The sequence below is a fragment of the Agaribacterium haliotis genome, assembly GCF_002312815.1.
GTDB lineage: Bacteria > Pseudomonadota > Gammaproteobacteria > Pseudomonadales > Cellvibrionaceae > Agaribacterium > Agaribacterium haliotis.
Window position 1 is genome coordinate 430139 of record NZ_NKQJ01000001.1, and the last position, 24442, is coordinate 454580.

The 24442-nt window shown below is 48.3% G+C and carries 20 protein-coding genes and 1 tRNA gene; 6 read left to right on the top strand and 15 right to left on the bottom strand.

Going from position 1 to position 24442, the window contains the following annotated elements; genetic code table 11:
* Nucleotides 1–7: 7 nt before the first annotated feature.
* The 12 genes from CFK45_RS01925 to CFK45_RS01980 form a co-directional block, all read right to left on the bottom strand.
* Nucleotides 8–913: a Wzz/FepE/Etk N-terminal domain-containing protein gene (locus tag CFK45_RS01925; protein ID WP_096084701.1), complete on the bottom strand. Its 906-nt coding sequence runs from the start codon at nucleotides 911–913 to the stop codon at nucleotides 8–10.
* 15 nt (nucleotides 914–928) lie between these two features.
* The gene (locus tag CFK45_RS01930) at nucleotides 929–1987 is read right to left on the bottom strand and encodes an MraY family glycosyltransferase (RefSeq protein WP_096084702.1); all 1059 of its coding nucleotides are present in this window, start codon (nucleotides 1985–1987) and stop codon (nucleotides 929–931) included.
* A gap of 44 nt (nucleotides 1988–2031) precedes the next feature.
* Complete coding sequence (locus CFK45_RS01935; protein ID WP_096084703.1) at nucleotides 2032–3444, bottom strand: mannose-1-phosphate guanylyltransferase/mannose-6-phosphate isomerase; 1413 nt, start codon at nucleotides 3442–3444, stop codon at nucleotides 2032–2034.
* Nucleotides 3445–3949: 505 nt separating this feature from the next.
* Entirely contained in the window at nucleotides 3950–4270 is a 321-nt protein-coding gene (ihfB, locus tag CFK45_RS01940; protein WP_275655673.1) for an integration host factor subunit beta, read from the bottom strand.
* Between the two features lie 233 nt (nucleotides 4271–4503).
* The gene (locus CFK45_RS01945; RefSeq protein ID WP_158224572.1) at nucleotides 4504–5493 is read right to left on the bottom strand and encodes a glycosyltransferase family 2 protein; all 990 of its coding nucleotides are present in this window, start codon (nucleotides 5491–5493) and stop codon (nucleotides 4504–4506) included.
* Entirely contained in the window at nucleotides 5490–6356 is an 867-nt protein-coding gene (locus tag CFK45_RS01950; protein ID WP_096084706.1) for an NAD-dependent epimerase/dehydratase family protein, read from the bottom strand. Before CFK45_RS01950 ends, CFK45_RS01945 begins: the two co-directional genes overlap by 4 nt.
* Nucleotides 6356–7669 carry a lipopolysaccharide biosynthesis protein RfbH gene (rfbH, locus tag CFK45_RS01955; protein WP_096084707.1) on the bottom strand — a complete coding sequence of 438 codons (1314 nt, stop codon included), beginning with the start codon at nucleotides 7667–7669 and terminating at the stop codon, nucleotides 6356–6358. Before rfbH ends, CFK45_RS01950 begins: the two co-directional genes overlap by 1 nt.
* Nucleotides 7670–7672: 3 nt before the next feature.
* Nucleotides 7673–8806 (bottom strand): CDP-glucose 4,6-dehydratase, encoded by a 1134-nt coding sequence (gene rfbG / locus CFK45_RS01960; protein ID WP_096084708.1) that lies wholly within the window; start codon nucleotides 8804–8806, stop codon nucleotides 7673–7675.
* 2 nt (nucleotides 8807–8808) lie between these two features.
* Complete coding sequence (gene rfbF / locus CFK45_RS01965) at nucleotides 8809–9582, bottom strand: glucose-1-phosphate cytidylyltransferase (RefSeq protein ID WP_096084709.1); 774 nt, start codon at nucleotides 9580–9582, stop codon at nucleotides 8809–8811.
* Nucleotides 9583–9726: 144 nt separating this feature from the next.
* Nucleotides 9727–10689: an FAD-binding oxidoreductase gene (locus tag CFK45_RS01970; RefSeq protein ID WP_096084710.1), complete on the bottom strand. Its 963-nt coding sequence runs from the start codon at nucleotides 10687–10689 to the stop codon at nucleotides 9727–9729.
* Between the two features lie 237 nt (nucleotides 10690–10926).
* Nucleotides 10927–12606 carry a 30S ribosomal protein S1 gene (gene rpsA / locus CFK45_RS01975; protein ID WP_096084711.1) on the bottom strand — a complete coding sequence of 560 codons (1680 nt, stop codon included), beginning with the start codon at nucleotides 12604–12606 and terminating at the stop codon, nucleotides 10927–10929.
* A 421-nt stretch (nucleotides 12607–13027) separates the two neighbouring features.
* A tRNA-Ala gene (locus CFK45_RS01980) sits at nucleotides 13028–13103 on the bottom strand.
* A gap of 366 nt (nucleotides 13104–13469) precedes the next feature.
* On the opposite strand from CFK45_RS01980, the gene CFK45_RS01990 reads away from it, so the two are divergent.
* The gene (locus tag CFK45_RS01990; RefSeq protein ID WP_096084713.1) at nucleotides 13470–14852 is read left to right on the top strand and encodes a GGDEF domain-containing protein; all 1383 of its coding nucleotides are present in this window, start codon (nucleotides 13470–13472) and stop codon (nucleotides 14850–14852) included.
* A gap of 73 nt (nucleotides 14853–14925) precedes the next feature.
* Here CFK45_RS01990 and gltX read toward each other — a convergent pair whose 3' ends face one another.
* A complete protein-coding gene (gltX, locus tag CFK45_RS01995; protein WP_096084714.1) occupies nucleotides 14926–16410 on the bottom strand; it encodes a glutamate--tRNA ligase in 1485 nt (494 codons plus the stop codon).
* A 450-nt stretch (nucleotides 16411–16860) separates the two neighbouring features.
* Here gltX and CFK45_RS18860 point away from each other — a divergent pair, with 450 nt between their 5' ends.
* The 5 genes from CFK45_RS18860 to CFK45_RS02020 are packed head-to-tail and all read left to right on the top strand — an operon-like array spanning nucleotide 16861 to nucleotide 20793.
* Complete coding sequence (locus CFK45_RS18860; protein ID WP_096084715.1) at nucleotides 16861–17238, top strand: GtrA family protein; 378 nt, start codon at nucleotides 16861–16863, stop codon at nucleotides 17236–17238.
* Entirely contained in the window at nucleotides 17228–17947 is a 720-nt protein-coding gene (locus CFK45_RS02005; RefSeq protein WP_096084716.1) for a glycosyltransferase family 2 protein, read from the top strand. The genes CFK45_RS18860 and CFK45_RS02005 overlap by 11 nt, the downstream gene beginning before the upstream one ends.
* Nucleotides 17931–18344 carry a DUF2304 domain-containing protein gene (locus CFK45_RS02010; protein WP_096084717.1) on the top strand — a complete coding sequence of 138 codons (414 nt, stop codon included), beginning with the start codon at nucleotides 17931–17933 and terminating at the stop codon, nucleotides 18342–18344. Before CFK45_RS02005 ends, CFK45_RS02010 begins: the two co-directional genes overlap by 17 nt.
* Nucleotides 18331–20190, top strand: coding sequence for an ArnT family glycosyltransferase (locus CFK45_RS02015; protein ID WP_096084718.1), 1860 nt, complete (start codon nucleotides 18331–18333; stop codon nucleotides 20188–20190). The genes CFK45_RS02010 and CFK45_RS02015 overlap by 14 nt, the downstream gene beginning before the upstream one ends.
* Nucleotides 20191–20217: 27 nt before the next feature.
* Nucleotides 20218–20793 carry a nitroreductase family protein gene (locus tag CFK45_RS02020; RefSeq protein ID WP_096084719.1) on the top strand — a complete coding sequence of 192 codons (576 nt, stop codon included), beginning with the start codon at nucleotides 20218–20220 and terminating at the stop codon, nucleotides 20791–20793.
* Between the two features lie 132 nt (nucleotides 20794–20925).
* On the opposite strand, the gene CFK45_RS02025 is transcribed toward CFK45_RS02020, so the two are convergent.
* On the bottom strand, nucleotides 20926–21822 hold the full coding sequence (locus tag CFK45_RS02025) for a mechanosensitive ion channel family protein (RefSeq protein ID WP_096084720.1): 897 nt from the start codon (nucleotides 21820–21822) through the stop codon (nucleotides 20926–20928).
* 117 nt (nucleotides 21823–21939) lie between these two features.
* Nucleotides 21940–24315 carry a TonB-dependent receptor gene (locus tag CFK45_RS02030; RefSeq protein WP_096084721.1) on the bottom strand — a complete coding sequence of 792 codons (2376 nt, stop codon included), beginning with the start codon at nucleotides 24313–24315 and terminating at the stop codon, nucleotides 21940–21942.
* Nucleotides 24316–24442: the final 127 nt, after the last annotated feature.

The following is a 24442-nucleotide window of genomic DNA, read 5'->3' on the forward strand; positions in this document are numbered from 1 at the left end:
ATAAAGCTCAATCAACTACTCCAAGCTCACCTTTACGCCAAGCAACAAACAAAGAGGCGAACATCCCAGCCCCAAAACCAAACGCTATGCCGAATATCAGATACAACAACCTGAAGGGCCCAGCAGGCGCTTCAGGCACAATCGCCGGATCAATAACACGGAATACAAACTCAGCACTCACTTCCGCAAACATACGAGATTTAATCTGCTCTTCGAGTAACGAATAGAACACCGCCCTAGCTTCTACAACAGAGGTACCCTCAGACTTATTATTCAAATAGGCTATATTGTTGTTCGCATCCCTTAGAGCACTAGCTCTCATATCACTATCAAGATCTACTACTAACCAACCGACTACATCATGTGCTACAAAAGGAGAGGGGTGCTCATAAGAAATCCGAACAAAGCCATTCTTTTTATCTACCAGCACCTGGAAGTTTTTCACAAAATGATCATACGCCTTTTGAAGGCTAGGGCCGCCCCCTCCCCTTTCCTGTAGAGCAGTAGACCAAACGCCTGTTTCATTATCATAAATAGATTCATCATATATCAGATCACCACTTACGTTGTCCCAAGATTCTGAAGCTAGCACCACAGCTTCAAGCTCATGCTTTTTAATGAACCCCATTAAAAAGCGTCGTGATTTTAAAACCTCGATAGCTAGATCAGCCTTACTATTCCCCCCACTCAAGTCCACCCCGGCGATGGAAGCTAGACCACCCAGCTTACCAATCCCTCCAGCAGCACCAGACTCTACTGGAGATAAAAGAACCTCCGAACGGTAAATATCTGGCAACGACTTGGCGTACCATCCCATACTCACCACAATCACCAAGGCGATAGTTATAACCAGCAGTTTCCGCCTTAGAATTAAGCGGGCAAGCTTTAACAGATCGATTTCAGCTTGTTCCATTATTTCCTCACCACACTAGCAAACACTAGAGCACCTCTTTTTCCAACGGATGAAGCGCCATGATCTTTTTAGAAAGTATTGATACAAGGCGACTAAAATTAAAGCAAAAGCAATAGACAGTAGTGCATCCCCAGCTAATACGATCCCCAAAACGACACAACCAGATTGAGCCAGAACTAATATACAAAGAGCATCAGACCGGCTATATCCCGCCCTCAACAAAATGTGATGAATATGGGTTCTATCAGGAGCCATAGGAGATCGCCCTCGCTTTACTCTTCGATACATAATGGTGAACATATCCGTCATAGGCAACAGCACAAACCACAAGGCCGTAATAGGCTCAAAACTCCGAATTGGATTCTGAGCCCCATACACAACAAGAACACCTATACATAAACCAAGAAACATTGACCCAGCGTCACCCATGAAAATTTTTCTGAGCCTATTTCCTCCAGGACTCCCCCAAATATTAAAAATAAGAAACGCAGAGATAGCACCAACAAAAGTCAAACAAAGGAATTCAGGAACAACGTTAGAGCTTTGGCAAAAAAGATAAGCAAGGCCTGCAAAAACCACCAAGCAAAGCGAGCCAACCAAACCGTCCATACCGTCCATCATATTAAAGGCGTTCATTACACCCATTAATGAAAGCACGGTTAATGGGTAGCCAAGCCAACCAACCGTAATATCCCCCATACCAAAGAGGTTACCGAAGTTCGTAATACGAATATCTAAACCATAAACGAATATGCCACAAACAAGTAATTGGCCAACCAAGCGAAAACGCGCACTTAATTCGTACCGATCGTCAACCATACCCATAAATACAATCAAACCACCGGCCAGGAGAAATAGCCGTATAAACAAGGGCTGATCAATAAAGAAGAAGGTACTTATAGATACGGCAGCATAAATAGCCAAACCACCAATAAGTGGGATAACACCTTTGTGGTCTTTGCGCCCGCCCGGTTTATCTACCAGCTCGGCCCAATAGGCTAAAGGTTTGAGCAGCTTGATAATAATAAAACAAGCTGTGAAAGATATAGCTAGCAGCGCTATGGCTTTTTCCATGGTTTACCTTTCTTTACCCTAATTCGTTACGCCTAGCAGTAGCGCTACACTCGGCCAAAAGTATCTTCAAAACGAACAATGTCATCTTCCCCCAGGTAACTCCCACTCTGTACCTCAATCAGCTGCAACGGAATCTTCCCAGGGTTGGTTAAACGATGCGTTTCACCTAGCGGTATATAGATACTTTGGTTTTCACTTAACAAGTGCTCTTCTTCACCGCGATGCACAATGGCTGTACCACTGACTACAATCCAATGCTCGGCGCGGTGGTGGTGCATTTGCAGGCTTAGGCTGGCGCCCGGCTTCACTTCAATACACTTCACTTGATAGCGCTCGCCGCTGCCTATGCTGTCGTAGCTGCCCCATGGCCGGTAGACTTTGCGGTGCAGGCTACTTTCACTGCGCCCTTCCGTTTTGAGCTTATCGACGATGTGTTTTACATTTTGGCTATCGGCCAGGTTACAGACGAGCAAGCTGTCATCGGTATCAATAACGGCTATGTCTTTTAGGCCAATAGCACTGATAAGTTTGTTTTCACTGTGAAACAGCGAATTACTGCATTCATACGTAATAATATCGCCCTTGCAGACATTGCCGTTTTCGTCTTTTTCAAGGCTTTGATATAGGCTTTCCCAGCTGCCCAGGTCGCTCCAGTTGGCATCAAGTGGCACCATCCAGGCTTTGCTGGTTTTTTCCATTACCGCGTAGTCAACACTTATATCATTGCACTGGCTAAACGCGGCTTCATCCAGGCGGCAGAAATCGAGGTCTTCTTTGGCGTCAAGCAGCGCGGTATTTGCGTGCTCTACAATGGCGGGTTCGAACTGTGTTAACTCGTCTATAAAACCCTGCGCTTTAAACACAAACATGCCGCTATTCCAGAAAAACTCGCCGCTGTCTACATAGGCCTGGGCGGTTTCGCTATCTGGTTTTTCAACAAACTTCTTTATCTCAGCGCCGGTTTCTGTGCTGCTTGCGGCATTGATATAACCGTAACCTGTTTCAGCTGCACTTGGCACAATGCCAAAGGCGACTAACAGCCCCTCTTCGGCCTTGTTGATGGCAATATCCAGCGCACCTTGGAAAGCTTTGGTATCTTTGATTAGGTGATCAGCAGGCAATACCACAAGCACCGCATTGGCGTCGGTTTTTAATGCTTGCAACGCAGCCACAGCAATCGCTGGCGCGGTATTGCGGCCAATGGGCTCGAGTATGATTTGTACTTTTTTTTCTGTGTCCGTTGTAAGTTCAGCAAGCTGCTCTGCGACCATAAAACGCTGGCTGTCATTGCAGATCACCATCGGCGCAGCTTTTGTGGCCACACGCAAAACCGTATGCTGCAACATGGTGTAGTCACCGTAGAGGGTGTGCAGCTGTTTTGGGTAGGCTTTACGGGATTTGGGCCAGAGACGGGTGCCGCTGCCACCGGAGAGAATAACGGGTTGTACAAAGCTCATGCTGGGTCCTGAATAACTGGGCTTGCGTTAGCTGAGTATTTGAATGAACAAACGTCAAACGGTGGCGTCTTGCAAGCTGATATCAAGGGGCGGCATTCTAGCAGAAAGATGGGCGTATGTGAGCCCTAAGGCCCTGAGTTTGCTAGCTTTTTGTAACAGTTAGTAATAACTCACACAGCAACATCAAACAAAGACAAAAAAAGTGAAACCTGACACTAAAATCGACACCAACTGACCGTTTTTGTTAGTGACTTTTAGTTAAAAAAATGATTCTGCTTATTACTTAAACAACTGTATTAACAATAAGCTCGCCGTGAATGCGAGGGCCCTTTGTAAGCTGCGGCACTTTGACATACAAACAAGGCAAAGCCCCCCCCAGAAACACAAAAGCGCCAGAGATTCACCAATCTCGGGCGCTTTTAAGCTGGTGACGATACAGGGTTGCCTCTCAAACAAGTAAGGGCGAAAGCGCTGATAGTCGCATATTCACCAAGCAGAACAAGGCTTACAAACGCCGCACGGGCAGCTCTTCCATCGCGTCATTAACCCTATCTCTTAGCTCTTTACCGGGTTTAAAGTGCGGTACAAATTTGCCCTCAAGTTTAACGGCCTCGCCGGTTTTGGGGTTGCGGCCCATACGGCTGTTGCGGTAGTGCAGTGAAAAGCTGCCAAATCCACGGATCTCTATGCGTTCACCGCATTCCAGCGCACCCGACATCTCTTCGAGTATCAACTTCACGCCAAGCTCAATATCTTTCGGGCTTAGCTGATCTTGCTGATCGGCGATACGTTCAATAAGTTCAGACTTTGTCATAGCTTGCTTTATCCGTGCACTATTAATAGCACCGGGCAACTTTTTGCAGCCCGGCACTTAAGACAAAGCTAAGTTTAGACCTGCAACTTATTGTTATTCAAGGCTTTTTCTTTTTATTCGTACAAATAGCGTAGATTAGTAGGGCAATCTGATAGGCCCCGGCCCCGCTTTGCTCAAACTTTAGCCTCAGATTTGCCTGCTGAGCACGCATTGCCGCCACACAAATATGCTCGCCAGAAGCCAGCCTAAGCGCTCTTCTTATTAGAGCCACCATTAGACCTACTGCTAGAGCGCTTTAAAGACTCGCGGCCGGCCTTAAGCGGCGCATAAATAAACAAGTAGCTCTTAACCACCCAAGAGGCATTTTGCAGTCGCCAAACAATCGCCAAAAACTTGCCTGGATTTTTGATCATCAGCTCTTTGTAGCGCCAGCGCTGCCCCCGAAGAAATTGAAACTCCAGCGCCACTCTGGCCCAGAAGGCTAAGCCTGGCAGCTTTTTGTAGTTTTGCAAAAAGTCATCAATCAAACCGTCATCGCCGTAGCTCCAGTCTTTACTTTGCTGGCCTATCGAGGTCACCCTAAGCGGATATTGCGGCAACAAGCGCCCGCCACGATTCAATGCACTAAAGATTACAAAAAAAACAAAAGGGTAGAGATTTGCACAGCCGGCCTGCCGATAAGTTTCATAGACACCCGCACGCACAAAACACAAACCGCTCATCTGATGTGAACGCCAGGCCAGCCACCAAAGCGCTTTGAAACCTGGCTTAAAGTCTTTCTCGCCCAAACCTTCATCGCGCGCGCGGCTAAACGGCACACCGTCAATATCACATTCGCGAAATGACGGGCACAAGCACTCTTGCCTGCCTGCACGAACGTGAGCCAGCACTTGCTTCAAATATCCTTCAGACAAAAAGTCGTCGTCGCCCAGAAACATAACATAGGGCGCAGTTGCCGCCTGTAAACACGCGAGCGCGTTGGGCTCAAGGCCAATATTAGTTGACTGCTCTATACACTGTAGCGGCATCGGCGCTTGAGCCGAAAACGTATTTATTACTTCTGCCGTGTGATCTGGGCTTGCGTTATTGGAGATTAACAAGGCTACATCGTCACACGCCTGCAACTTAATTAATAACTCTGCAAGCGAATTTAAATTCTGCTCAAGCAGCTCGGCCCTGGCATAAGTTGGAATTAAAATCTGCAATAGAGCTTTTTCAGGTGTTGAACCACTCAATTGTTTTGCCCCAATCTTGATTTTATATAGTCTTTCACCGTGGTTGTTTCGATAAGTGAAGATGCGGCGGGGTATAAAGGCTGGCTAAGCTCAACCGCCCTTAGGTTTTTTGCCCCGAATACCGCTTCAAAATTTTTCTCGGCTTGAACCAACGAAACAAGCTCTTTGATCGAATAGTCATGCTTGGCATATAGGTAAGCCTCGCTGTAGCCCTTAGGCATTGATTTACTCAAAACCTGAATGGAATGTAGTAGATCATCAATATCTGTAAGGTTTAAGCGCTGATCACCAGCACTTAACTTAAGCGGCTCGCCCTTTTGCGCGGCGTTAATAATTAAATCTAACACTTTACCGCGCTTATCACCTTCGCCATAGGTACCGTATAAAATACAGTTTAAACAACTGACACCACGGTAAAGCGCGTAGTGCTGCATTAGCGGCAACAACGCCGCTTTTGTTGCTGAATACAGATCAATCGGCGCACCTGCTTTACCCGCATTGCCTAACTGCCAATAACTACCCAATTGAATAAATTGGCTGCCATGCTCGGCACATCGTTCAAGCAAATTTAAAGGCAGCTCAAAATTAACTTCAGTGAGCGCAGAAATATCGCCGTTGTCAAAGCTAGCAACCGCATTGATCACCAGCGATGGTTTATAGCTGTCAAACACCGCTGTTAAGCCGTTTAGGCCTGCTGCTGAACCAGCTGCTTCCGAAAGACCAGCACTATCGATATGCACACAGTCAATATCCGGGCGGCTTCGCCCCCAAGAAATAACTTGCCGGCCAGAGTTTAAAAAAAGCCTTGCCAGTCGCTCACCAATAAAGCCGGATGCGCCGGTAATAAGTATCGGCGCCGACATTAAAAACCCAAACCAAAAAACTCTTCAAATTTCGCAGCAACAAACTCAAGCTGCTCTTTGCTTAAGCCGGGGTAAATACCAAGCCAAAATGTTTGATTCATCACCCTATCGGTATTGCTCAGTTCACCACTTATGCGATAGTTCACTTGTTCAAAATAGGGCTGGCGCGTTAAGTTGCCGGCAAACAATAGGCGTGTACCTATTTTTTCACCGTCGAGAAATTTTAATAAATCCACCCGGCTTACCCCGGCACTTTCTTTTAAAGTAATCGGGAAACCAAACCAGGACGGGTCGGAGTTAAGGGTGGCCTCGGGCAATTCAATAAACTCACTGCAGCTTTGCAACAAGTCTTTTAACAGCTGAAAATTTTCTTTGCGCTTTTGCACAAAATCATCGAGCCTGTCCATCTGCGCCAACGCACAAGCGGCTTGCATATCGGTAATCTTCATATTAAAACCGACGTGCGAATAGGTGTATTTGTGGTCGTAGCCGTGCGGCAGTGAACCGAGCTGCTGATCAAAACGCTTGCCACAGGTATCGTCACAGCCCGGCGCGCAATAACAATCGCGACCCCAATCCCGAAACGATTCAATAATTGTGTGCAACTCTTTAGAAGCGGTAAACACGGCACCGCCCTCGCCCATGGTAATATGGTGGGCCGGATAAAAACTAACGGTGCCAATATCACCAAAGGTGCCAACGTTTTTACCGTCGTAGCGTGAACCGAGTGCATCACAGCAATCTTCGATTAACCACAAGTTGTATTTATCGGCAATGCGGCGCACTTCTTTTAAATCAAAAGGGTTGCCAAGCGTATGGGCAATCATAATTACTTTGGTTTTATCGCTAATGGCCGCTTCAATTAATGCCGGGTCGATGTTGTAGCTGGGAATGTGCACATCTACAAATACCGGCACCAAGCCATATTGAATCGCGGGGTTCACCGTTGTCGGAAAACCTGCGGCAACGGTAATCATCTCATCGCCGGGCTTGAGGCACCTGTCGCCAAGTTTGGGTGAGGTCAGCGCAGCCAAAGCCAATAAATTTGCCGATGAGCCAGAAACGGTTGTCAGCACATGCGGCACACCAATGTAATCGGCGAGGCGCTGCTCGAACTGATCGTTAAAACGCCCGGTGGTCAGCCACGCATCAAGAGAAGCCTCAACCATTAACTGGCGCTCTTTACAGCCAACTACCTTGCCTGAAGGTGGTACTGGCGTTTCACCACCAACAAAAAGCTTGGGGCTGTCTTCCAGTTCTGAATACTGCGCAACAAGCTTAGCGATCTCGCTGCGAATTTGTTCTTTGTTCATCTTTTATTCTCGTATTGGTGTCGCCATATAGTCGTCAATTTCACTCAGGCTATAGGCTTTCATATCTACTTGCTTGTTATCGGCCAGCGAATGATTCGCTGCGCTGTTATTGCCGCCATCACTAAGGGCATAGGCTTTGTGCCAGGCAACAATGCGCTCAAGAGTCTGCTCAAGGCTCCAGCGCGGCCGCCAGTGCATTCGCATTTTTGCTTTGGAGCAGTCGAGCTTTAAATACGCGGCCTCATGCGGCTGCGGTTTTTCATCCAAGTTCCAGCTCGCGCCCTCGCCCCACAGCGCCGTTAATCGCTCAACAATCCAGCTTACCGGTTTTGCATCGCTGTCATCCGGGCCAAAATTCCAGCCTTCGGCAAATTCAGGCCCATCTTTATACAGACGCTCTGCGGTCAGCAAATAGCCCGAAAGCGGTTCCAACACATGCTGCCATGGGCGAATAGCGTGAGGGCTGCGTATGGTTACCGATTGTTTTGCTTCAAACGCTTTAATCATATCGGGAATCAAACGATCGTCCGCCCAATCGCCGCCACCTATTACATTGCCAGCGCGAACAGAGGCCAGCGCACAGCCGTGCTGCGGATACTGTTCGCGATTAAAATAGGAATTTCTGTACGCATCGGCAACCAGCTCGGCGCAGCCTTTGCTGTTGCTATACGGGTCATAACCACCCTTGGGCTCATTTTCGCGATAGGCCCACGGCCACTCTTTATTTTCGTAACACTTGTCACTGGTTACATTTACCACAGCCTTTACGCCGCCAAGTTGGCGCACGGCTTCGAGCACATGCACCGTACCCATCACATTGCTACTGTATGTTTCAACTGGCTGCGCGTATGAAAGGCGCACCAGAGGCTGTGCGGCCATATGGATAACAATTTCCGGCTTAAAATCATTAAGCGCTTTTTGCAGCAACGCTAAATCGCGAATATCACCAAGCTGAGACTGCATGCCCTCGGCAATATTTAACGCCTCAAACATACTCGGGCTTGTTGGCGGCGCCAGCGCAAAACCTTTTAACTGCGCCCCCAAACTTTGCAACCACAGACTCAACCAGCTGCCTTTAAAGCCAGTATGGCCGGTTAAAAAGACTTTTTTCCCCGCCCAAAAAGTGCGATCGATCATTGTTAGCTCCAGATCTTCCACGGTGCTTGATTTTGAGCCCAGAGTTTTTCCAAATAGACCTTGTCTCTTAGCGTATCCATCGGCTGCCAAAAACCTTTGTGCTCAAAGGCCATCAACTCACCTTGTGCCGACAAGTTATTTAAGGGCTCCTGCTCCCAAATACTGTCATCGCCATCAATTAAATCAATCACATCGGGTGAGAGCACAAAAAAACCGGCATTTATCATCGCGCCGTCGCCGCGCGGCTTTTCTTTAAAACTTAATACCTGGCCATTTTGGATATCCAGAGCCCCAAAGCGCCCAGGTGGATACGCCGCCGTCAGTGTGGCTTTTTTGCCGTGGTTTTTGTGAAACTGAATCAGGGCCTGAATATCGACATTGCCAACACCGTCGCCATAGGTAAAACAAAAAGCCTCTTCGGAGCGCAGATGCTCACGCACACGCTTAAGGCGGCCTCCCGTCATTGATTGCTCGCCGGTATCAACCAAGGTAACACGCCAGGGCTCTGCGCGCTTTTCGTGCACATGCATTTCGTTGGTAGACATATCAAAGGTCACATCCGACATATGCAAAAAGTAATTGGCAAAATACTCTTTGATGACATAGCCCTTGTAACCACAGCACACAACAAAATCGTTAACACCGTGAGCGGAGTACTGCTTCATAATGTGCCAGAGTATCGGCTTGCCACCAATTTCAACCATTGGTTTAGGTTTTATCGCCGTTTCTTCACTTAAGCGTGTACCTAAACCACCGGCAAGAATCACCGCCTTCATATTTTTCCTTTACGCTAACGCGCGTTTTTAATTTTTATTGCGCTTTTTTAATCTAATAATGTCTACAGTCGACACTCAAACTTGCGCACCATTCTACTTATCGCTCAAGTGCCCCCTAAAGCACAGTCGCGGAGCCCGATATCGCTAGGATGTTGCGATAAAGGCATCAGAATAAAAACTGCCTTCATTCAAGCCCCGCTGCACAAATGCATTTTTCGCCGAATGAATCATATCGGTAGAACCACAGGCATAAACATCAAAGGCGGCTACATCCAGCCCGTCTTCAATAACGGCGTCTTGCACGTAACGAGCGGTGTTTTGCCCAAGCTCTGTGTCCGCCTCTCTGGAAATAACAGCCCGAAAGTGAATATTGGGGTGCTCAGCAGCCCAGCTAAGCGGCAGTTCCGTGTAAAAATCAGCGCGATAGCGGTTGCCCCAATAGATATAAATATCGCGCTTGCTGTGATCGGCAATTAACTTTGCCACCATCGCCTGAACTGGCGCAAAACCTGTTCCTGTAGCGAGGAAAATAAGCGGCTTTTGCGAGTCGCGCACAAAAAAGCTGCCAAACGGCCCATTAATACGCAGCAAAGTATTCAATTTAAATTCATCAAAAACTTTGGCGCTCATCAAACCCTGATCAACACGCTTAATATGCAGCTCGATCAATGCATCATGCGCTGTGCTTGCGATGGAATAACTTCGTCTAAGCCCAGCATAAACAATATCGAGGTATTGCCCCTCAAGAAAAGGCAAGCTTGAGCCGGGCGCTGTGCGCAACTTAAGCACGGCCACATCAGTACGAATGCTAAGCTCAGATATTTTTGCCGGCATCAGCTTTGGTTTAATATCGGCCAATTCAGGCAAATGCTCTGCATCGATACGGCAGTCAGTTAGCGGCCTGGCTTCACAGCTAAGTATTAATTCACCGGGCATTTTCAACTGATCGCGCTGCTCGGCCTGCCCTTCAAGCAAGGTACACGCACAGCTATCGCAGTCACCGCGCCTGCAGCTATAAGGCAGCGCCAAACCTGCCACCAATGCAGCGTCGAGCATCGAGCTCTCAGCGCACTCGAAACTTTCACCTGTTTTTAACGTTACTTTCATACTTATCAATACTGCTTGCGGGCGCTTAGCTAAATAGCAGCCATCTTAACATTGCCCGGCGGCTGAGCCCATCGAAGCCAAGCGTTTAAAAACCTGGGCCTGCTACTCCCACTAAAAACAAAGCTCAAAAAACAGGCACAAAAAAGGCGAGGCCGTTGCCGGGCTCGCCTTTTTCTTAAGCAAGAAGCACCGCTCTCGCACATCCATGTGCTCCACGGCGTTAGTACATCCTGTACGTTACTTCTGGCTTTCGATCTGAGCTTTGATCAGGTCGCCAATGGTTGCAGGCTGGGCAGCTTCTGCAGACTTTTGGCTGTGCTCTTTAATCGCCGCACGCTCGTCATCGCTGTCTTTTGCTTTGATAGACAAGATGATTGAACGGTTTTTGCGATCAACAGCAGTGATCTTAGCTTCAACTTCTTCGCCTTCTTTCAGCACGTTTGAGGCATCTTCTACCTTGTCGCGGCTGATTTCAGAAGCCTTCAGAGTTGCTTCAACATCGTCGGCCAGCTTGATCACAGCTTCTTTGGCAGCAACAGAAACAACAACACCCTTAACAATGGCGCCTTTGTCGTTAGTGCTTACATAGTTGCTGAATGGATCGTCTTCAAGCTGCTTGATGCCGAGGCTGATGCGCTCGCGCTCTGGATCGATGGCAAGTACAACTGTTTCCAGCTCGTCGCCTTTCTTGAAGTTGCGAACCGCTTCTTCACCGGCTTCGTTCCAGCTGATGTCAGACAAGTGAACCAGACCGTCGATGCCGCCGTCCAGACCAATGAAGATACCGAAGTCAGTGATAGATTTGATCTTACCGCTGATCTTGTCGCCTTTGTTGAACTGGCTAGAGAACGCATCCCATGGGTTTTCGTGACACTGCTTGATACCCAGAGAAATACGACGACGCTCTTCGTCGATGTCGAGGATCATTACTTCAACTTCATCACCTAGGTTTACAACCTTAGATGGGTGGATGTTTTTGTTGGTCCAATCCATTTCGGATACGTGAACCAGACCTTCAACACCCTCTTCGATTTCAGCAAAACAGCCGTAGTCGGTAAGGTTGGTAACTTTGGCCATGGTCTTGGCACCTTCTGGGTAACGATCTTTGATCGCTGCCCAAGGATCTTCACCCAGCTGCTTGAGGCCGAGGCTTACGCGGTTGCGCTCGCGGTCGAACTTAAGCACTTTAACGTCGATTTCGTCGCCAACGTTAACAATCTCAGAAGGATGCTTGATGCGCTTCCAAGCCATGTCGGTGATGTGCAGCAGGCCGTCTACGCCGCCCAGATCAACAAAGGCACCGTAGTCGGTAAGGTTCTTGACAATACCTTTAACAGACTGACCTTCTTGCAGGTTAGCCAGCAGCGCTTCGCGCTCTTCAGAGTTGGCCGCTTCCATCACAGCGCGACGACTGACAACAACGTTGTTGCGCTTGGCGTCGAGCTTGATAACTTTAAATTCGAGTTCTTTGCCTTCGAGGTGAGTGGTTTCGCGCAGAGGGCGAACATCAACCAAAGAACCAGGCAAGAAGGCGCGGATGCCAGCAACGTCGACGGTGAAACCACCTTTAACCTTGCCATTAATAACGCCGGTAACCACTTCTTCTGCTTCGTGAGCAGCTTCAAGTACTTTCCAAGCTTCAGCGCGCTTGGCTTTTTCGCGAGACAGACGCGTCTCACCGAAACCGTCTTCTACGGTTTCCAGGGCAACCTGCACTTCGTCACCGATGGCCAGCTCAAGCTCACCGAGTTCGTTTTTGAACTGCTCAGCAGGGATTACACCTTCAGACTTCAGACCAGCGTGAACCGTCACCCAGTCGTTGTCGATGTCGATAACTACACCAGTAACAATTGCACCGGGAGCCATTTCGACTGTTTTTAAGCTTTCTTCAAAGAGTTCCGCGAAAGATTCGCTCATAAGGTTATACCTATAAAATCAGCCACTTACTGAGGGAGCAAATGACCTGCCGCAGGATCAGGCTACGGGTTAGTTAGTTTGGGCTGGCTGAGCTGGACCTGACCTGAGCGCTCGTTACACAGCCGTTTTAGCGCGCGGGATTATATAGGGCATTGGGGCGTGGAGCAAGGATTTTGAGAGGATCAACAGACAAACAACTTAGCCCGTGGATTTGCTTGCTTTATAGGGAGACTGGAGGGGATTCGGCATCTGTCCGCGGGATTATGGAAGCCTTCCTGGCTTTCACCCTTCGGGCCGCCCGTTCGGACGTTTAAAATTGCTCCCGGCAATTTTTTGAACCGAAGCCAAGAACAATCCAGCTGGGCGATCAGCAGACAAACAAAAAAGCCCGCATCTTGCGATGCGGGCTTTTTTGTTTGTTTGGTGGAGCCTAGCGGGATCGAACCGCTGACCTCAACACTGCCAGTGTTGCGCTCTCCCAGCTGAGCTAAGGCCCCTAAACAGAGGCTGCGCATTCTATGGATGGGCCCAGGCTCTGTCAACTGCTAATTTTTTATTTTTTGAGCGCATTCCCTGCAGGCTGGCTCAACAACAGAAAAACTGGTGAAAACAGCTTATACACTGGCACTTTTGCTCGTAAATCAGGCGATTATCAGAGTTTCTTATCGAAAACTACCCTCGCCCGTGTATTTACGATAATCTCGTAATTTGAGCGCTCCTGGCATCTCATTCCCAAGTGCTTTTGGCGCCATTTAACACCTCGGGCGCTGAGTCACAAGGAGCTTTGTTGTAAGCGTGGCTCGTGCCGAGTTTTTGTTGCCCTGCTGTAACTGTGCAGCTTTTCGACTGACAAATGAAGTTCAATGATGAAGTTCAGCATTCGTACCAAGTTATTTTTAAGCCACTTTCTGGCCATTGTTTTTGTTAGCGGCTCTATTGGCTCGTTCTTTTTTGTCAGCGCCATGGCGCAGCTGACAAACAGCCTACAGTCGCGCCTTAAACACAGTGCCGCGCTGCTTGCGCAGAGTTTCGACGGCAGCAAACTCGACAACATTCTTGCAAGTTCGGGCCGGAATTCAGCCGATTATCAATTTTATTTAAATGAAATTCGCGATTTAGCCGAAGCTAACAGCGATATCGCCTTTATTTACGTTATGCAGCAGGACGGCTCAACCGTGCGCTTTGTGCTTGACTCAGATATCGAAGCGCCTGCAACAGTCGGTGAGATTTACAACGAAAACATATCCGCACTTCAAAGTGGCTTTAGTAAACTGAGCGTAGACAAAGAAATCACCCACGACCGCTGGGGCAGTTTCATGTCCGGTTACGCGCCGATTGCCGGCGGCACCAGCCCGTATTTGGTCGGTATAGATATGCGCGCCGACACCTTTGCTAATAAATTAGTTGATTTGCGCAACAAAGGCATCGCCTCGCTTGTGCTATCAATTATCTTTGCTTACGCCTTTGCCCATGTGCTCTCGCGCAATATGCTTTCGCGTATAGACAACCTGCACCGGCGCTGCGCGTCTTTAGCCCCGCTAAAAGAAAACGCCGTTAAAAACACCGGCGATGAGCTCGACCATCTAAGCACCGCGTTTAACTACCTGCTAGATCATATGAGCCAGACCCAAAACGAGCTTGAACAGCAGGTGCAACATCGCACAGCCGAACTGCGCGACAGCCATAACAAGCTCGAACAAGAAGTCAGCGAACGCCGCCGTATGGAAGTGGTGCTAAAAGAGTGTGCACGCACGGATTATTTAACCAAGCTCGTCAACCGCCGCGAAATGACCAACCGCCTGCAGCACGCAATCAATATTTACAAAGAATACTACATTCCGTTTTGTGTCATTCTTGTCGATGTCGACCGCTTTAAATCCATTAACGATGAATTTGGCCACGATATCGGCGATCAGGTGCTCAAAGACTTTTCATTTTCATTAAAATCTCTAGTGCGCGAAGAAGACACTGTCGCGCGCTGGGGCGGTGAAGAATTTTTAATTTTAATGTCCGACTGCGAACGCGAGGCTGCCGTGCGCCAAGCCGAAAAGATCCGCCTCGCGCTCAACACCCGCAAATTCAACTGCGGCGACAAACCTTTAATCATCAGCGCAAGCTTTGGCGTCGCCGAATACTTCCCGCAGCACAGCCTCGAATTCACCCTAAAACAGGCAGATCTCGCCTTACTGCGAGCCAAACAGCAAGGCCGAAACCGGGTGCTTATGGCGGAGCTTGGCTACGCTTAAGAGCATCACTCAACAAACGGGCCCACAACTGCTAGAGAAGTAGGCCCCGCAAACCAGCAGCCTTAGCCAGAAATCAAACTAAAGCCTGATACTCTTTCTCGTAACGTTTCAGAACCTTTTTACCTGCACCGCCTAATACCTCAACAGCAAAGCGCAGGCGGGCGCGGCTTAGGTCGGCGCCGAGCAAGCTCATGCCATCCATTACCGAAAACGAAGAGGTCGAGCCGGCAATGGCAATAAATACCGGCGCGAGAAAATCTTTCATTTTGATATTGAGCCCATCGGCGAGCGATTTTAATTCGGCAAAAATTTGATCGCGCTGCCAAGTACGCAGCGCTTCAAGGCGCCACAGGGCAAATTGCAGTACCTTTTTCTGCTCTTCTAGCTCTAATTTGTTTTCGGCAAAACTCGCCTCAGTGAGCGGCAACATGCCCGAGGCCAAAAAACTCACCGCTGGAACAAAATCACTAAAGGTTTCCATACGCGGCTGTACCTGGGGCAGTACCGCCAACATATTTTCGCGATTAAGCAGCCATTCAGCCAGGCGATCGGCCAGCTGCTCCTGGCTTAAATCTTCACGTATCCACAGGCCGTTAAGCCAGCTTAACTTTTCGACATCAAAAATCGGCCCACCGAGGCTAACACGCTGAATATCAAACGCCGCCTGCATTTGTGCCAAGCTGAACTTCTCTTCGCCGCTGGGCATAGACCAGCCCATACGGCCGAGATAATTACACACCGCTTCAGGTAAATAACCCATTCGCTTGTAATACAAAATACTGGTTGGGTTTTTGCGTTTGCTGAGCTTGCTTTTATCCGGGTTGCGCAGCAGCGGTAAATGGCAGAAGGTCGGCGCCTGCCAGCCAAAGTACTTATATAAAAGTAGGTGTTTGGGCGCCGAGTTAATCCACTCTTCACCTCGCAAAACGTGGGTAATACCCATCAGGTGGTCATCGACAACATTGGCCAGGTGGTAAGTCGGCATGCCATCGCTCTTCATTAGGATCTGAGCGTCAACCAAAGTCCAGTCAAGCTCCATCGTGCCGCGCAGCATATCTTCTACCGCGCAAGTGCCCTCTTCTTCCGGCACCACCATGCGCACCACATAGGGCTCACCGGCCGCTTCGCGTTTAGCGTATTCAGCATCGTCAAGCTTAAGGTCAGAAGCTTTCAGCGCCGTGTGTATGCCCGCCTCTTTTCGCTCGGCGCGCAGAGCATCCAGCTCTTCACCGGTGCGGTAGCACTTAAAGGCGTGGCCGGCGTCGAGTAGCTGCTGTACATATTGGCCGTAGATATCTTTGCGCTCGCTCTGGCGGTAGGGGCCAGAATTACCGCCAACATCCGGACCTTCATCCCAGTCAAGACCCAACCAGCGCAGGCTGTCGAGAATGGCCTGCTCACTTTCCGGGGTGGAGCGGCTCTGATCGGTATCTTCGATACGCAAAATAAACTGGCCGCCGTGCTGGCGAGCAAAACACAGATTAAACAGTGCGATATAGGCCGTGCCTACGTGCGGGTCGCCAGTTGGCGATGGCGCGATACGGGTGCGAACCGTCATAAACTACCTCAAAAGCGGGATTGTAATCTAAGCAGTAGCTCGTTAAGCCACTCTTAGGGACAGAGAAGCGACAGAATTATAAGGACTCCAATAGGCCGAGTCATTACTTCGTGCCCAACAACACAATTGCAACCGGATCTGCCTAGTATTTGGCCTAGATACAAGCTACCATCCTCGCCTGCTGGTATTACGCTAACTCTGGTACACGCCGCCGTGACTGAGTATTAGGCCTTTGCGATTTCGGGACATAACATCAATTACAAGAAACATGGCCTGTTTCTATACCGCTTCGAGATCTCCTTCAAACGCAGTTTAAGATATTCTGATAAGCTCAACATCAACTGACAGCAATGCACCAGCACTTCTCTCAAAGCCGAATTTACGAGTCGTGGACATACCGAACCAAGCGACGATCTATTCGCGCCCCGTTTTCAACACGAGACGAAGCTGATGCTTCTCAATGCTATTAAATTTGTTATCGTCGGCGTGCTTGCTGCGTGTGCACATTTCTTTGTCGCTCTGTTAAGCGAGCACTTACTCGAGGGACGTGTGCAGATAGCCAACACACTAGGTTTTGTTTGCGGCTTTATAGTTTCATATGTTGGCCATGCGCTTTTTACATTCAAAAGCAGCATCACATTAAAGAATCTCATGCAATATGCCTCCCTAGGTACGCTCAATTGGTTAATAAGCGCAGTGGGAATTGAGTGGTTGACACACATAATGCCGTTTACTTGGGCCATGCTGCTTGTGGTTATCAGCCTGCCGATAATAAACTTTTTTATAAGCCGTGTTTTGATCTTCAAAAGGAGGCACAGTGCAAGCTAAAAGAATATTAATAATTATCCCAGCATACAATGAAGCAGCGAGCATTGTGGGTGTTGTCAACTCTATCAATGAGCAAAAAAAGGGCTACTTCTGTGTCGTGATCAACGATGGCTCTCAAGACGACACTGCGCAACTTGCAGAAAATGCAGGAGCAAAAGTCCTCGACCTACCAGCCAACTTAGGCATAGGTGGCGCAGTACAAACTGGCTTTAAATACGCAAAACGCTTTAATTTCGACGTTGCAATTCAGTTTGATGGGGATGGCCAACATATGGCCAGCGAAATCCCAAAACTTATCCACAAACTAGATGACGGTTACGATATTTGTATCGGCTCGCGTTTTGTAGAGCAAACCCAAGGTTTTCAATCTACTCGAATACGTCGCTTAGGTATCTACTTTTTTGAAACGCTAAACCGTTTACTTATAAAGCAACGCGTCACTGACAGCACTTCGGGTTTTCGTGCTTACGGACGCCCCGCAATTGAGTTCTTAGCTGATAATTACCCTACAGACTATCCAGAACCGGAAGCCGTTATTGAGTTAGCAAGAGCCGGGTTCAAGCTAACTGAAGTCGCAACAGAAATGAAAGCACGGCAAGGCGGCGAATCATCTATTTCAAGCTGGAAAAGCATTTACTACATGGTCAAAGTGAGCATATCAATGCTCATGGCATACTGGAGGTCACGCAAAAATGATGAATCCAAATGAGCTTTTCGCGTCGCTGACCACTCAGCGCATGCAAATTTTTGCGATAATATTAAGTGTTTTGCTCTTTCTATTTGTTGTTCGCCTAGTCAAACGCAAACATATCCGAGTGGAATATTCACTGGTATGGTTAGGGTTCACAGGCTTGTTTGTTGTCCTCGCAGTTTTCCGCGATCTAGTTGACTTTGCAGCCTCGCTATTGGGGATTGCTTACGCCCCTACGGCAATTCTGATGCTGTTAATCATCAGCATTTTCTGCATACTTATTCAATTTTCTATCGTTATTTCATCCTTATCTGAAAAATGTAAGTTGCTTACTCAGGAGCTAGCAATTTTACGCAGAGAGTTTGAAGACAAAACCAGTGTCGCCCCCAAGGAGAACCCCCATGGCGAAAGCTAAGGCCGCAATAATCGTTACAGCCATACTATTAACGACACTCATCGCACTTATTACAACGGTTAACGTAAACCAGCCCAAATACTCTAACTTCGAATTAGTAACGCCAGCCAAAGAAACTATCGACGTTGCAACTCCGGGTTTTTGGCAATCCAAAGGCACAGGCCACTATACACTGCGCGGCGACATTTATGTCAGCATGCAAGGGCAGCAAACCTTTCGTATCGTACCCGACGATAGAATAGATAAGCTGGCCATCAATGGTATCGACGTAGACCTTAACCATATACCAAATAAAGCCCGCTCCGATTATCGCAATGGCTTTTTGATAGACCTAAGCCCGTACCTCAAAAAAGGTGATAACACCATTGAAGCGAGCTACTATGACCGAGGCGGCTTAATGGGGTTGGTGATATCCAAGGAGCTGCCGAGCTCATCAGTCAGCTTGATGTATCTGCTCGCGTTTATCTTCGTTGCTGTCTTTTATATCGCATGGGCAAGAAAGCTTAAACTATCCAGCCCACTGCTAATTATTCTAGTTTTTGCCTTAGCCCTGAGAGTTTTTTATCTCTCACAAACAGATGCCGAAGAGCGAAGCCATGATGTAGGCGATCACTTTGGCTACACCACTTACCTTGCCGAAAACTGGAAGCTCCCACCAGTTGACTACGCTGTAGGAGGTGCTTTTTTTCACCCCCCCCTTTATTACTACGCAAGCGCCATTGTCTATAAACTCACACAAATTGTTTTACCTGGCTCACAACACGCGGGCCTAAAAGTTCTACAATTTTTCAGCCTTTTTTGTTCAGCAGCGTTTTTACTCTACGGCTTACTGCTACTACAAAAAGTATTTTGGCCAGAGAGTGACAGGTTAACAAGCACCCGCTTTGACGACTGGAAAAGCGCGCTGGGTTCCAACCTAAAAGCCCAAACCCTGATAATCGTCAGCCTTGTCCTTGCTTGCTGGCCATCCGCGATCATTCACTCTATCCGTATCGGCAACGACCCGCTGCTCTACGCCCTTTTTGCAATCACCATGTACTACATCTATTTGTGGTATCACAGCGATAGCAATAGAGATCTAATAATCGCATCAGCGCTCGCAGGCGCCACTACACTCACTAAAGCCAATGGGGAAATATTAATTGCGGTTATCGGCCTACTAGGCTTTGTTCGCATGATCAAGACAAAGCAATGGCTTCTCTACCTCAAACGCTCAATTATCCCGCTGCTGATAGTTATACCATGCGTCGGAATTACCGTTGGCCCCGCACTAATACTCAAGATGGAAGGCAAGCGCGACAAACTCTACATTGATGATATTGAAGGCTTATCAAAAGCCAACATTGTCGGTAACACCGCCGCAAACTACTTATGGTTTGACGCAAAAGTGTTCATAACCAAACCGTTCACCGACCCTTACGACGATCGCTACGGCCGGCAATTTTTCTGGAACTACCTTGGCAAGACAGGCTTAGTTGGCGAATTTAAGTACCCTTATCCAGCGGGTATTAATAGCGCGATTATATTAAGTGCCGTATTTGTATTTATGCTTATATACATTTTTATCGGGCTCTACTACACACCCCAAATAACAGTGATACAACTTGCACCAATAATCCTCGTTGGCTTTGTATTGTGGGCTGCTGTCACCTATATGAGAATGACCTTCCCAGCTAATATCGATTTTCGTTACATATTACCAATACTCATAACCTTTTGTACCCTTTACGCAAACAGTGTGCTCCAATTCGCTCGTATTGGAGCCAATAGAGCCGCTCGAATTGGTCAAATTTTTGCTCTAATCTTCGCCTTTGTTTCATCAGTATTTATCCTTACTGTCAACTAGGCATGCGTAACACCCCAAGGAAAAAGCATGAGCTCAAATACCCTACTCAACGCACTTCACAGCCGCCGCTCGGTGCTCGCCAACAATATGTGCGAACCGGGCCCGAATGACGAAGAGCTGCACGATATACTCAAAGCTGCGCACCGTGTACCCGATCACGGCAAAATCGGTCCGTGGCGTTTTTTTGTATTTCGCGGTGATAAACGGGCCGAATTTGGCGCCATTTTAAAACTGCGCTTTGCGCAGAAAGAAAACTCGGCATCTGCAAAACTGCTTGAGTTTGAAGCCCAGCGTTTTATGCGTGCGCCTATAGTCATTGGCGTGAGCTCCAACCCCAACCTACAGCACAAGGTACCCGTGTGGGAACAAGAGTTAAGCGCCGGCGCGGCCTGCCAGAATATTTTGCTCGCGGCACAGGCGCTAGGTTTTAAAGCCCAGTGGGTGACCGAGTGGTACGCGTTTGACGAAGACATCAACAAAGTGCTCGAACTCAATGAAAACGAGCGCATGGCGGGCTTTATTTATATAGGCTCGACCAAAGAAGAACCCAGCGAGCGCGTGCGGCCAGATTTAAACGAGCGCATCATCCATTGGGGTGAATAACACAAAGCCGACAGAAACAAAAAGAGGGCATCAATGCCCTCTTTTTAATTTAATGTGCTAGTAAAAAAGATATTAATTTTACCTGTCACATCTTATTTAGCGGCCTCTTTAGCCGCCGCTATTAAGACACATCTATTTCATAGCTTCTTGCGCATCGCCAGACACTTCAGCAACAGGGTTTTGATGCATATAAACATCCTGCTGAGGGTAAGGAATGGTAATACCGTTGTTATCAAACTTCTCTTTGATGGCTTCGGTTAAATCCCACTTTACCGCCCAATAATCAGGGGTTTTACACCAGGGGCGCACAACAAAGTTAACGCTGCTATCGGCCAGCTCATCTACCGCTATCACAGGTTCGGGCTCTTTTAATACACGCTCATCGGCCTCGATAACCTCGAGCATCAATTGCCTGGCTTTTTTCATATCGTCGTCGTAGCTGATACCCATGACCAGGTCGACCCGGCGCGTTGGTTTAGCACTGACATTGACAATAGTACCGCCGTAAATCTGTGCGTTTGGCACAATAATTTCTTTGTTATCGGGTGAGCGAAAGATCGTATTAAAGACGGTGATTTTTTCCACCACGCCCGCCGTGCCGCCGGCCTCAACAAAATCGCCGAGACGAAAAGGCTTAAAGACAATCAACATAACACCCGAAGCAAAGTTTGACAGTGAGTCTTTCAGCGCCAAACCGATAGCCAGACCAGCCGCACCAAGTACCGCCAGCAAAGATGTTGTCGGAATGCCGACAATATCAAGCGCCACAAGCACCACGACAAACTTCAGCGCCATCGATAACACCGCATGCACAAAGTGCTGCAGAGCCTGATCAAACTTTTTCAGGCTCATGGCTTTATCAACCAGGGCCAAAAAGCGATTAACAATCCAGATGCCGACGATATAAACAACAATCGCAATGCCGACATTGGTGAAAAATGGAATCAGGGCTTCAATCCAGCTGCCATCGGCAAAAAAGGCTTCGGCCTGCTTTACCAAATCGGGATTGGCGGCGGTTTCGTTACTCATTTGTGACACTCCATGTATGCGTTAGATGGCACAAACTATAACACAGAGCAAGCAAAGTGAAGCTGATGAATTTACGGCCCAAGTGCTTAAAAATCAAACAACGGAAATTGCACAAGCCTAAAAATCAAAACGCAAACCAACGAGCGGAAAGGCGCTGCCATCGCTGTCGGGCACCTCACCGGTGCGCTCATTAAAACCGCTTTGGTTTTCATTGGCCGAGCCAAGTAAATTAATCACATCAACAAACGCAACAACCGTTGTTGGCCCGAGCGTGCGCTCGTAATCGACACGAACATTTAATGAATTGTAGGCATCAAAGCGCTGGTCATTCTGGGTGGTAATTTCTTTGGAGTAACGCAGCGGCTGGCCTGGGCCCAAATCTGCTAATACATCGTCGTGGATAATATAACTGTCGTCCGGACGGCCACTCATCCACTTCCAGCGCGCTGACATTTTCCAGCGCTCGTTAAATTCCCACAGGCCACCAATACTAAAAACATGGGGGCGCTGATAATCGGCATGCAACTGCCCAAGGCCGTCATCAAAATCGACTTTGCTTTGATTAAAGGAATAGGCCAGGTTTAACGACCAACGATCGGCAAAAAAGCGATTCAAGACAAAATCGACACCGCGAGAATAACCGCTGCCGCTGTTTGTTGTGATACCCGTAGCTCGATCGCGCGGAGCAATTAAATCATCCAGCTGCTGATAATAGGCCTCGCCAATGAGCTGCCATGTTGCCGGAAGATCCTTAGTGAACCCCAGGTTGAACTGATCGGAAATTTCGCTGCTAAGATCGCGATTAGCCGAAGCCGCCGCCCTATCCAGCGCTTCGGGGGCCTGATAATAACGGCCGAGACTGGCATTTAACTCAAGCCCGGCAGCCACCGGCCAACGCGCGGCCAGGCGCGGCGACCACAGCGATTGTTCAGACCACGCATCGTAGTCAAGCGCCAAACCGGCCTGCATAAGCAACTGCCCTGCGTAAAAATTCTGATCTGCATAAATTGAATACTGCGACAGGCTCTCACTGTAGCTGTTATTAACAAACTCGGGCTCTAGTAATAAATACTTTTGATTCGGGTCTGGGCGATAATCATTCTGATCGTAAACATAGCGGATCCAGTCTTCTTGCAGCTCACTTTCATAGTCGCTATCAAGCTGAGTTAAACGCAGGCCGCTGCGAAATTGCCCCAGGGCATTGTCGTAGCTTAAGTCCAGGCGCCAGCCAAGTTCTGTTTCCTTTTCTTTTTGGCTTAAGAGCTCTGGTTTTTGTGGCACACTTGCCGCTTGCGGCGGCTGCGGCCCCAAATCTGGATACGCTTCACCGACAACACTGGTTTTATCCAGGTATCGATAATACAAACTGTTTTTAATTGAATAGTTATCGGCCTGAACCATCCAATTCAGCGCCGCAAGATTGTTATCTTGCTCGGTACTGACCAACGAGACATCGTCTATTTCATCGTCGTCATTTAACACCAGTACATTATCTATCGTGCGCTCGTATTTTTCCGGCGCAGCAATCAACAGTACATCCAACTGATTGGCACTGTTTAATTCCGTACTTGTTTTAACAATAAGATCGGTCAGGGTTGGCGAGCCAATGCTGTCTTGGTCTATCAACTCAAATACACGGCCAAAATCCAGGTGGCGAACAGAAAACAACAAAGAGGTCTTATCGTGTACAAAACTTGGGCCATCATAGGTCAGCTCCGGCCCTGAAATATCTACGCGGGCAGTTAAAGAAGGCGACACACTGTTGCCCGAGGCAACCTGTAAATTTAACAACGACGCATTTTTACCGCTGTAATCGGCCGACCAACCGCCGGGTTTAAAATCGGCATTGGCAACAACATTCGGCGCAAAGATGGAATAGCGCCCACCTTCAAGCTCCTCTTGTTCGCCAAGGCTCTCGCGAAAATGCACAACATTCGCAAAAGGAATACCGTCCACAGTAATTAAGTTGTCGTCCGGCCCGCGGCCGCGCACACTGAAACTTGCAGAATCGCCGGTTGAACTTAAACCCGGCAGACCATCGAGGGCTCTTAACACTTCGCCGCCACTGCCCGCAGCACTGCGAAGCTCTTCGCGCCCATAACTGTAAGACGGACTTAAATCGCCCGATACCGAGCTTAAACCGCGCCCGAGCACCAAGGTCTCTTCAAGTTCATAGCTGCGGCTTAAATAAACTTTAAGCTCGGTAATTTTATTTTTGCGCACACGAAGCGAAGGCACAAGCTCACTTTGATACGTATCGGCACTTACCCGCAGCTCGTAAAGCCCCGGCGCAGCGTCAAACTCAGCGCCCCCGGCATTATCAGCGCGAAACTCACTGCGCTGCCCATCTCGAGAAATCAGTTCAAGCTTGGCGCCGGAAAGCGCTTCAGATTTGGATTCGCTGAGGATGGTTATTTTAATGCCTGAACCTTCGGCAACAGCAAAGATGGGCAACAGCAACAGAAAAAAACAGGCGAATGAAGACCGGGACATAGATACGCTCGCTATAAAAACTTGCTTACGTAACGATCATAACACTAGATCACTAAAACTAGACCAAGAACAACAAGCAAAAAAACCCGCTCATTGAGCGGGTTTTTTTAAGATCACTTCCGCTAAC

Coding starts and splice junctions, on each gene's coding strand:
- CFK45_RS02030 (WP_096084721.1), bottom strand. CDS start 24,315: ATGTCCCGGTCTTCATTCGCCTGTTTTTTTCTGTTGCTGTTGCCCATC.
- rfbG (WP_096084708.1), bottom strand. CDS start 8,806: ATGATCGATCGCACTTTTTGGGCGGGGAAAAAAGTCTTTTTAACCGGC.
- CFK45_RS02010 (WP_096084717.1), top strand. CDS start 17,931: ATGATGAATCCAAATGAGCTTTTCGCGTCGCTGACCACTCAGCGCATG.
- CFK45_RS01950 (WP_096084706.1), bottom strand. CDS start 6,356: ATGTCGGCGCCGATACTTATTACCGGCGCATCCGGCTTTATTGGTGAG.
- CFK45_RS01925 (WP_096084701.1), bottom strand. CDS start 913: ATGGAACAAGCTGAAATCGATCTGTTAAAGCTTGCCCGCTTAATTCTA.
- rfbH (WP_096084707.1), bottom strand. CDS start 7,669: ATGAACAAAGAACAAATTCGCAGCGAGATCGCTAAGCTTGTTGCGCAG.
- CFK45_RS01970 (WP_096084710.1), bottom strand. CDS start 10,689: ATGAAAGTAACGTTAAAAACAGGTGAAAGTTTCGAGTGCGCTGAGAGC.
- gltX (WP_096084714.1), bottom strand. CDS start 16,410: ATGACGGTTCGCACCCGTATCGCGCCATCGCCAACTGGCGACCCGCAC.
- CFK45_RS18860 (WP_096084715.1), top strand. CDS start 16,861: ATGCTTCTCAATGCTATTAAATTTGTTATCGTCGGCGTGCTTGCTGCG.
- CFK45_RS02025 (WP_096084720.1), bottom strand. CDS start 21,822: ATGAGTAACGAAACCGCCGCCAATCCCGATTTGGTAAAGCAGGCCGAA.
- CFK45_RS01930 (WP_096084702.1), bottom strand. CDS start 1,987: ATGGAAAAAGCCATAGCGCTGCTAGCTATATCTTTCACAGCTTGTTTT.
- rfbF (WP_096084709.1), bottom strand. CDS start 9,582: ATGAAGGCGGTGATTCTTGCCGGTGGTTTAGGTACACGCTTAAGTGAA.
- CFK45_RS01935 (WP_096084703.1), bottom strand. CDS start 3,444: ATGAGCTTTGTACAACCCGTTATTCTCTCCGGTGGCAGCGGCACCCGT.
- CFK45_RS01990 (WP_096084713.1), top strand. CDS start 13,470: ATGATGAAGTTCAGCATTCGTACCAAGTTATTTTTAAGCCACTTTCTG.
- CFK45_RS02020 (WP_096084719.1), top strand. CDS start 20,218: ATGAGCTCAAATACCCTACTCAACGCACTTCACAGCCGCCGCTCGGTG.
- CFK45_RS02015 (WP_096084718.1), top strand. CDS start 18,331: ATGGCGAAAGCTAAGGCCGCAATAATCGTTACAGCCATACTATTAACG.
- rpsA (WP_096084711.1), bottom strand. CDS start 12,606: ATGAGCGAATCTTTCGCGGAACTCTTTGAAGAAAGCTTAAAAACAGTC.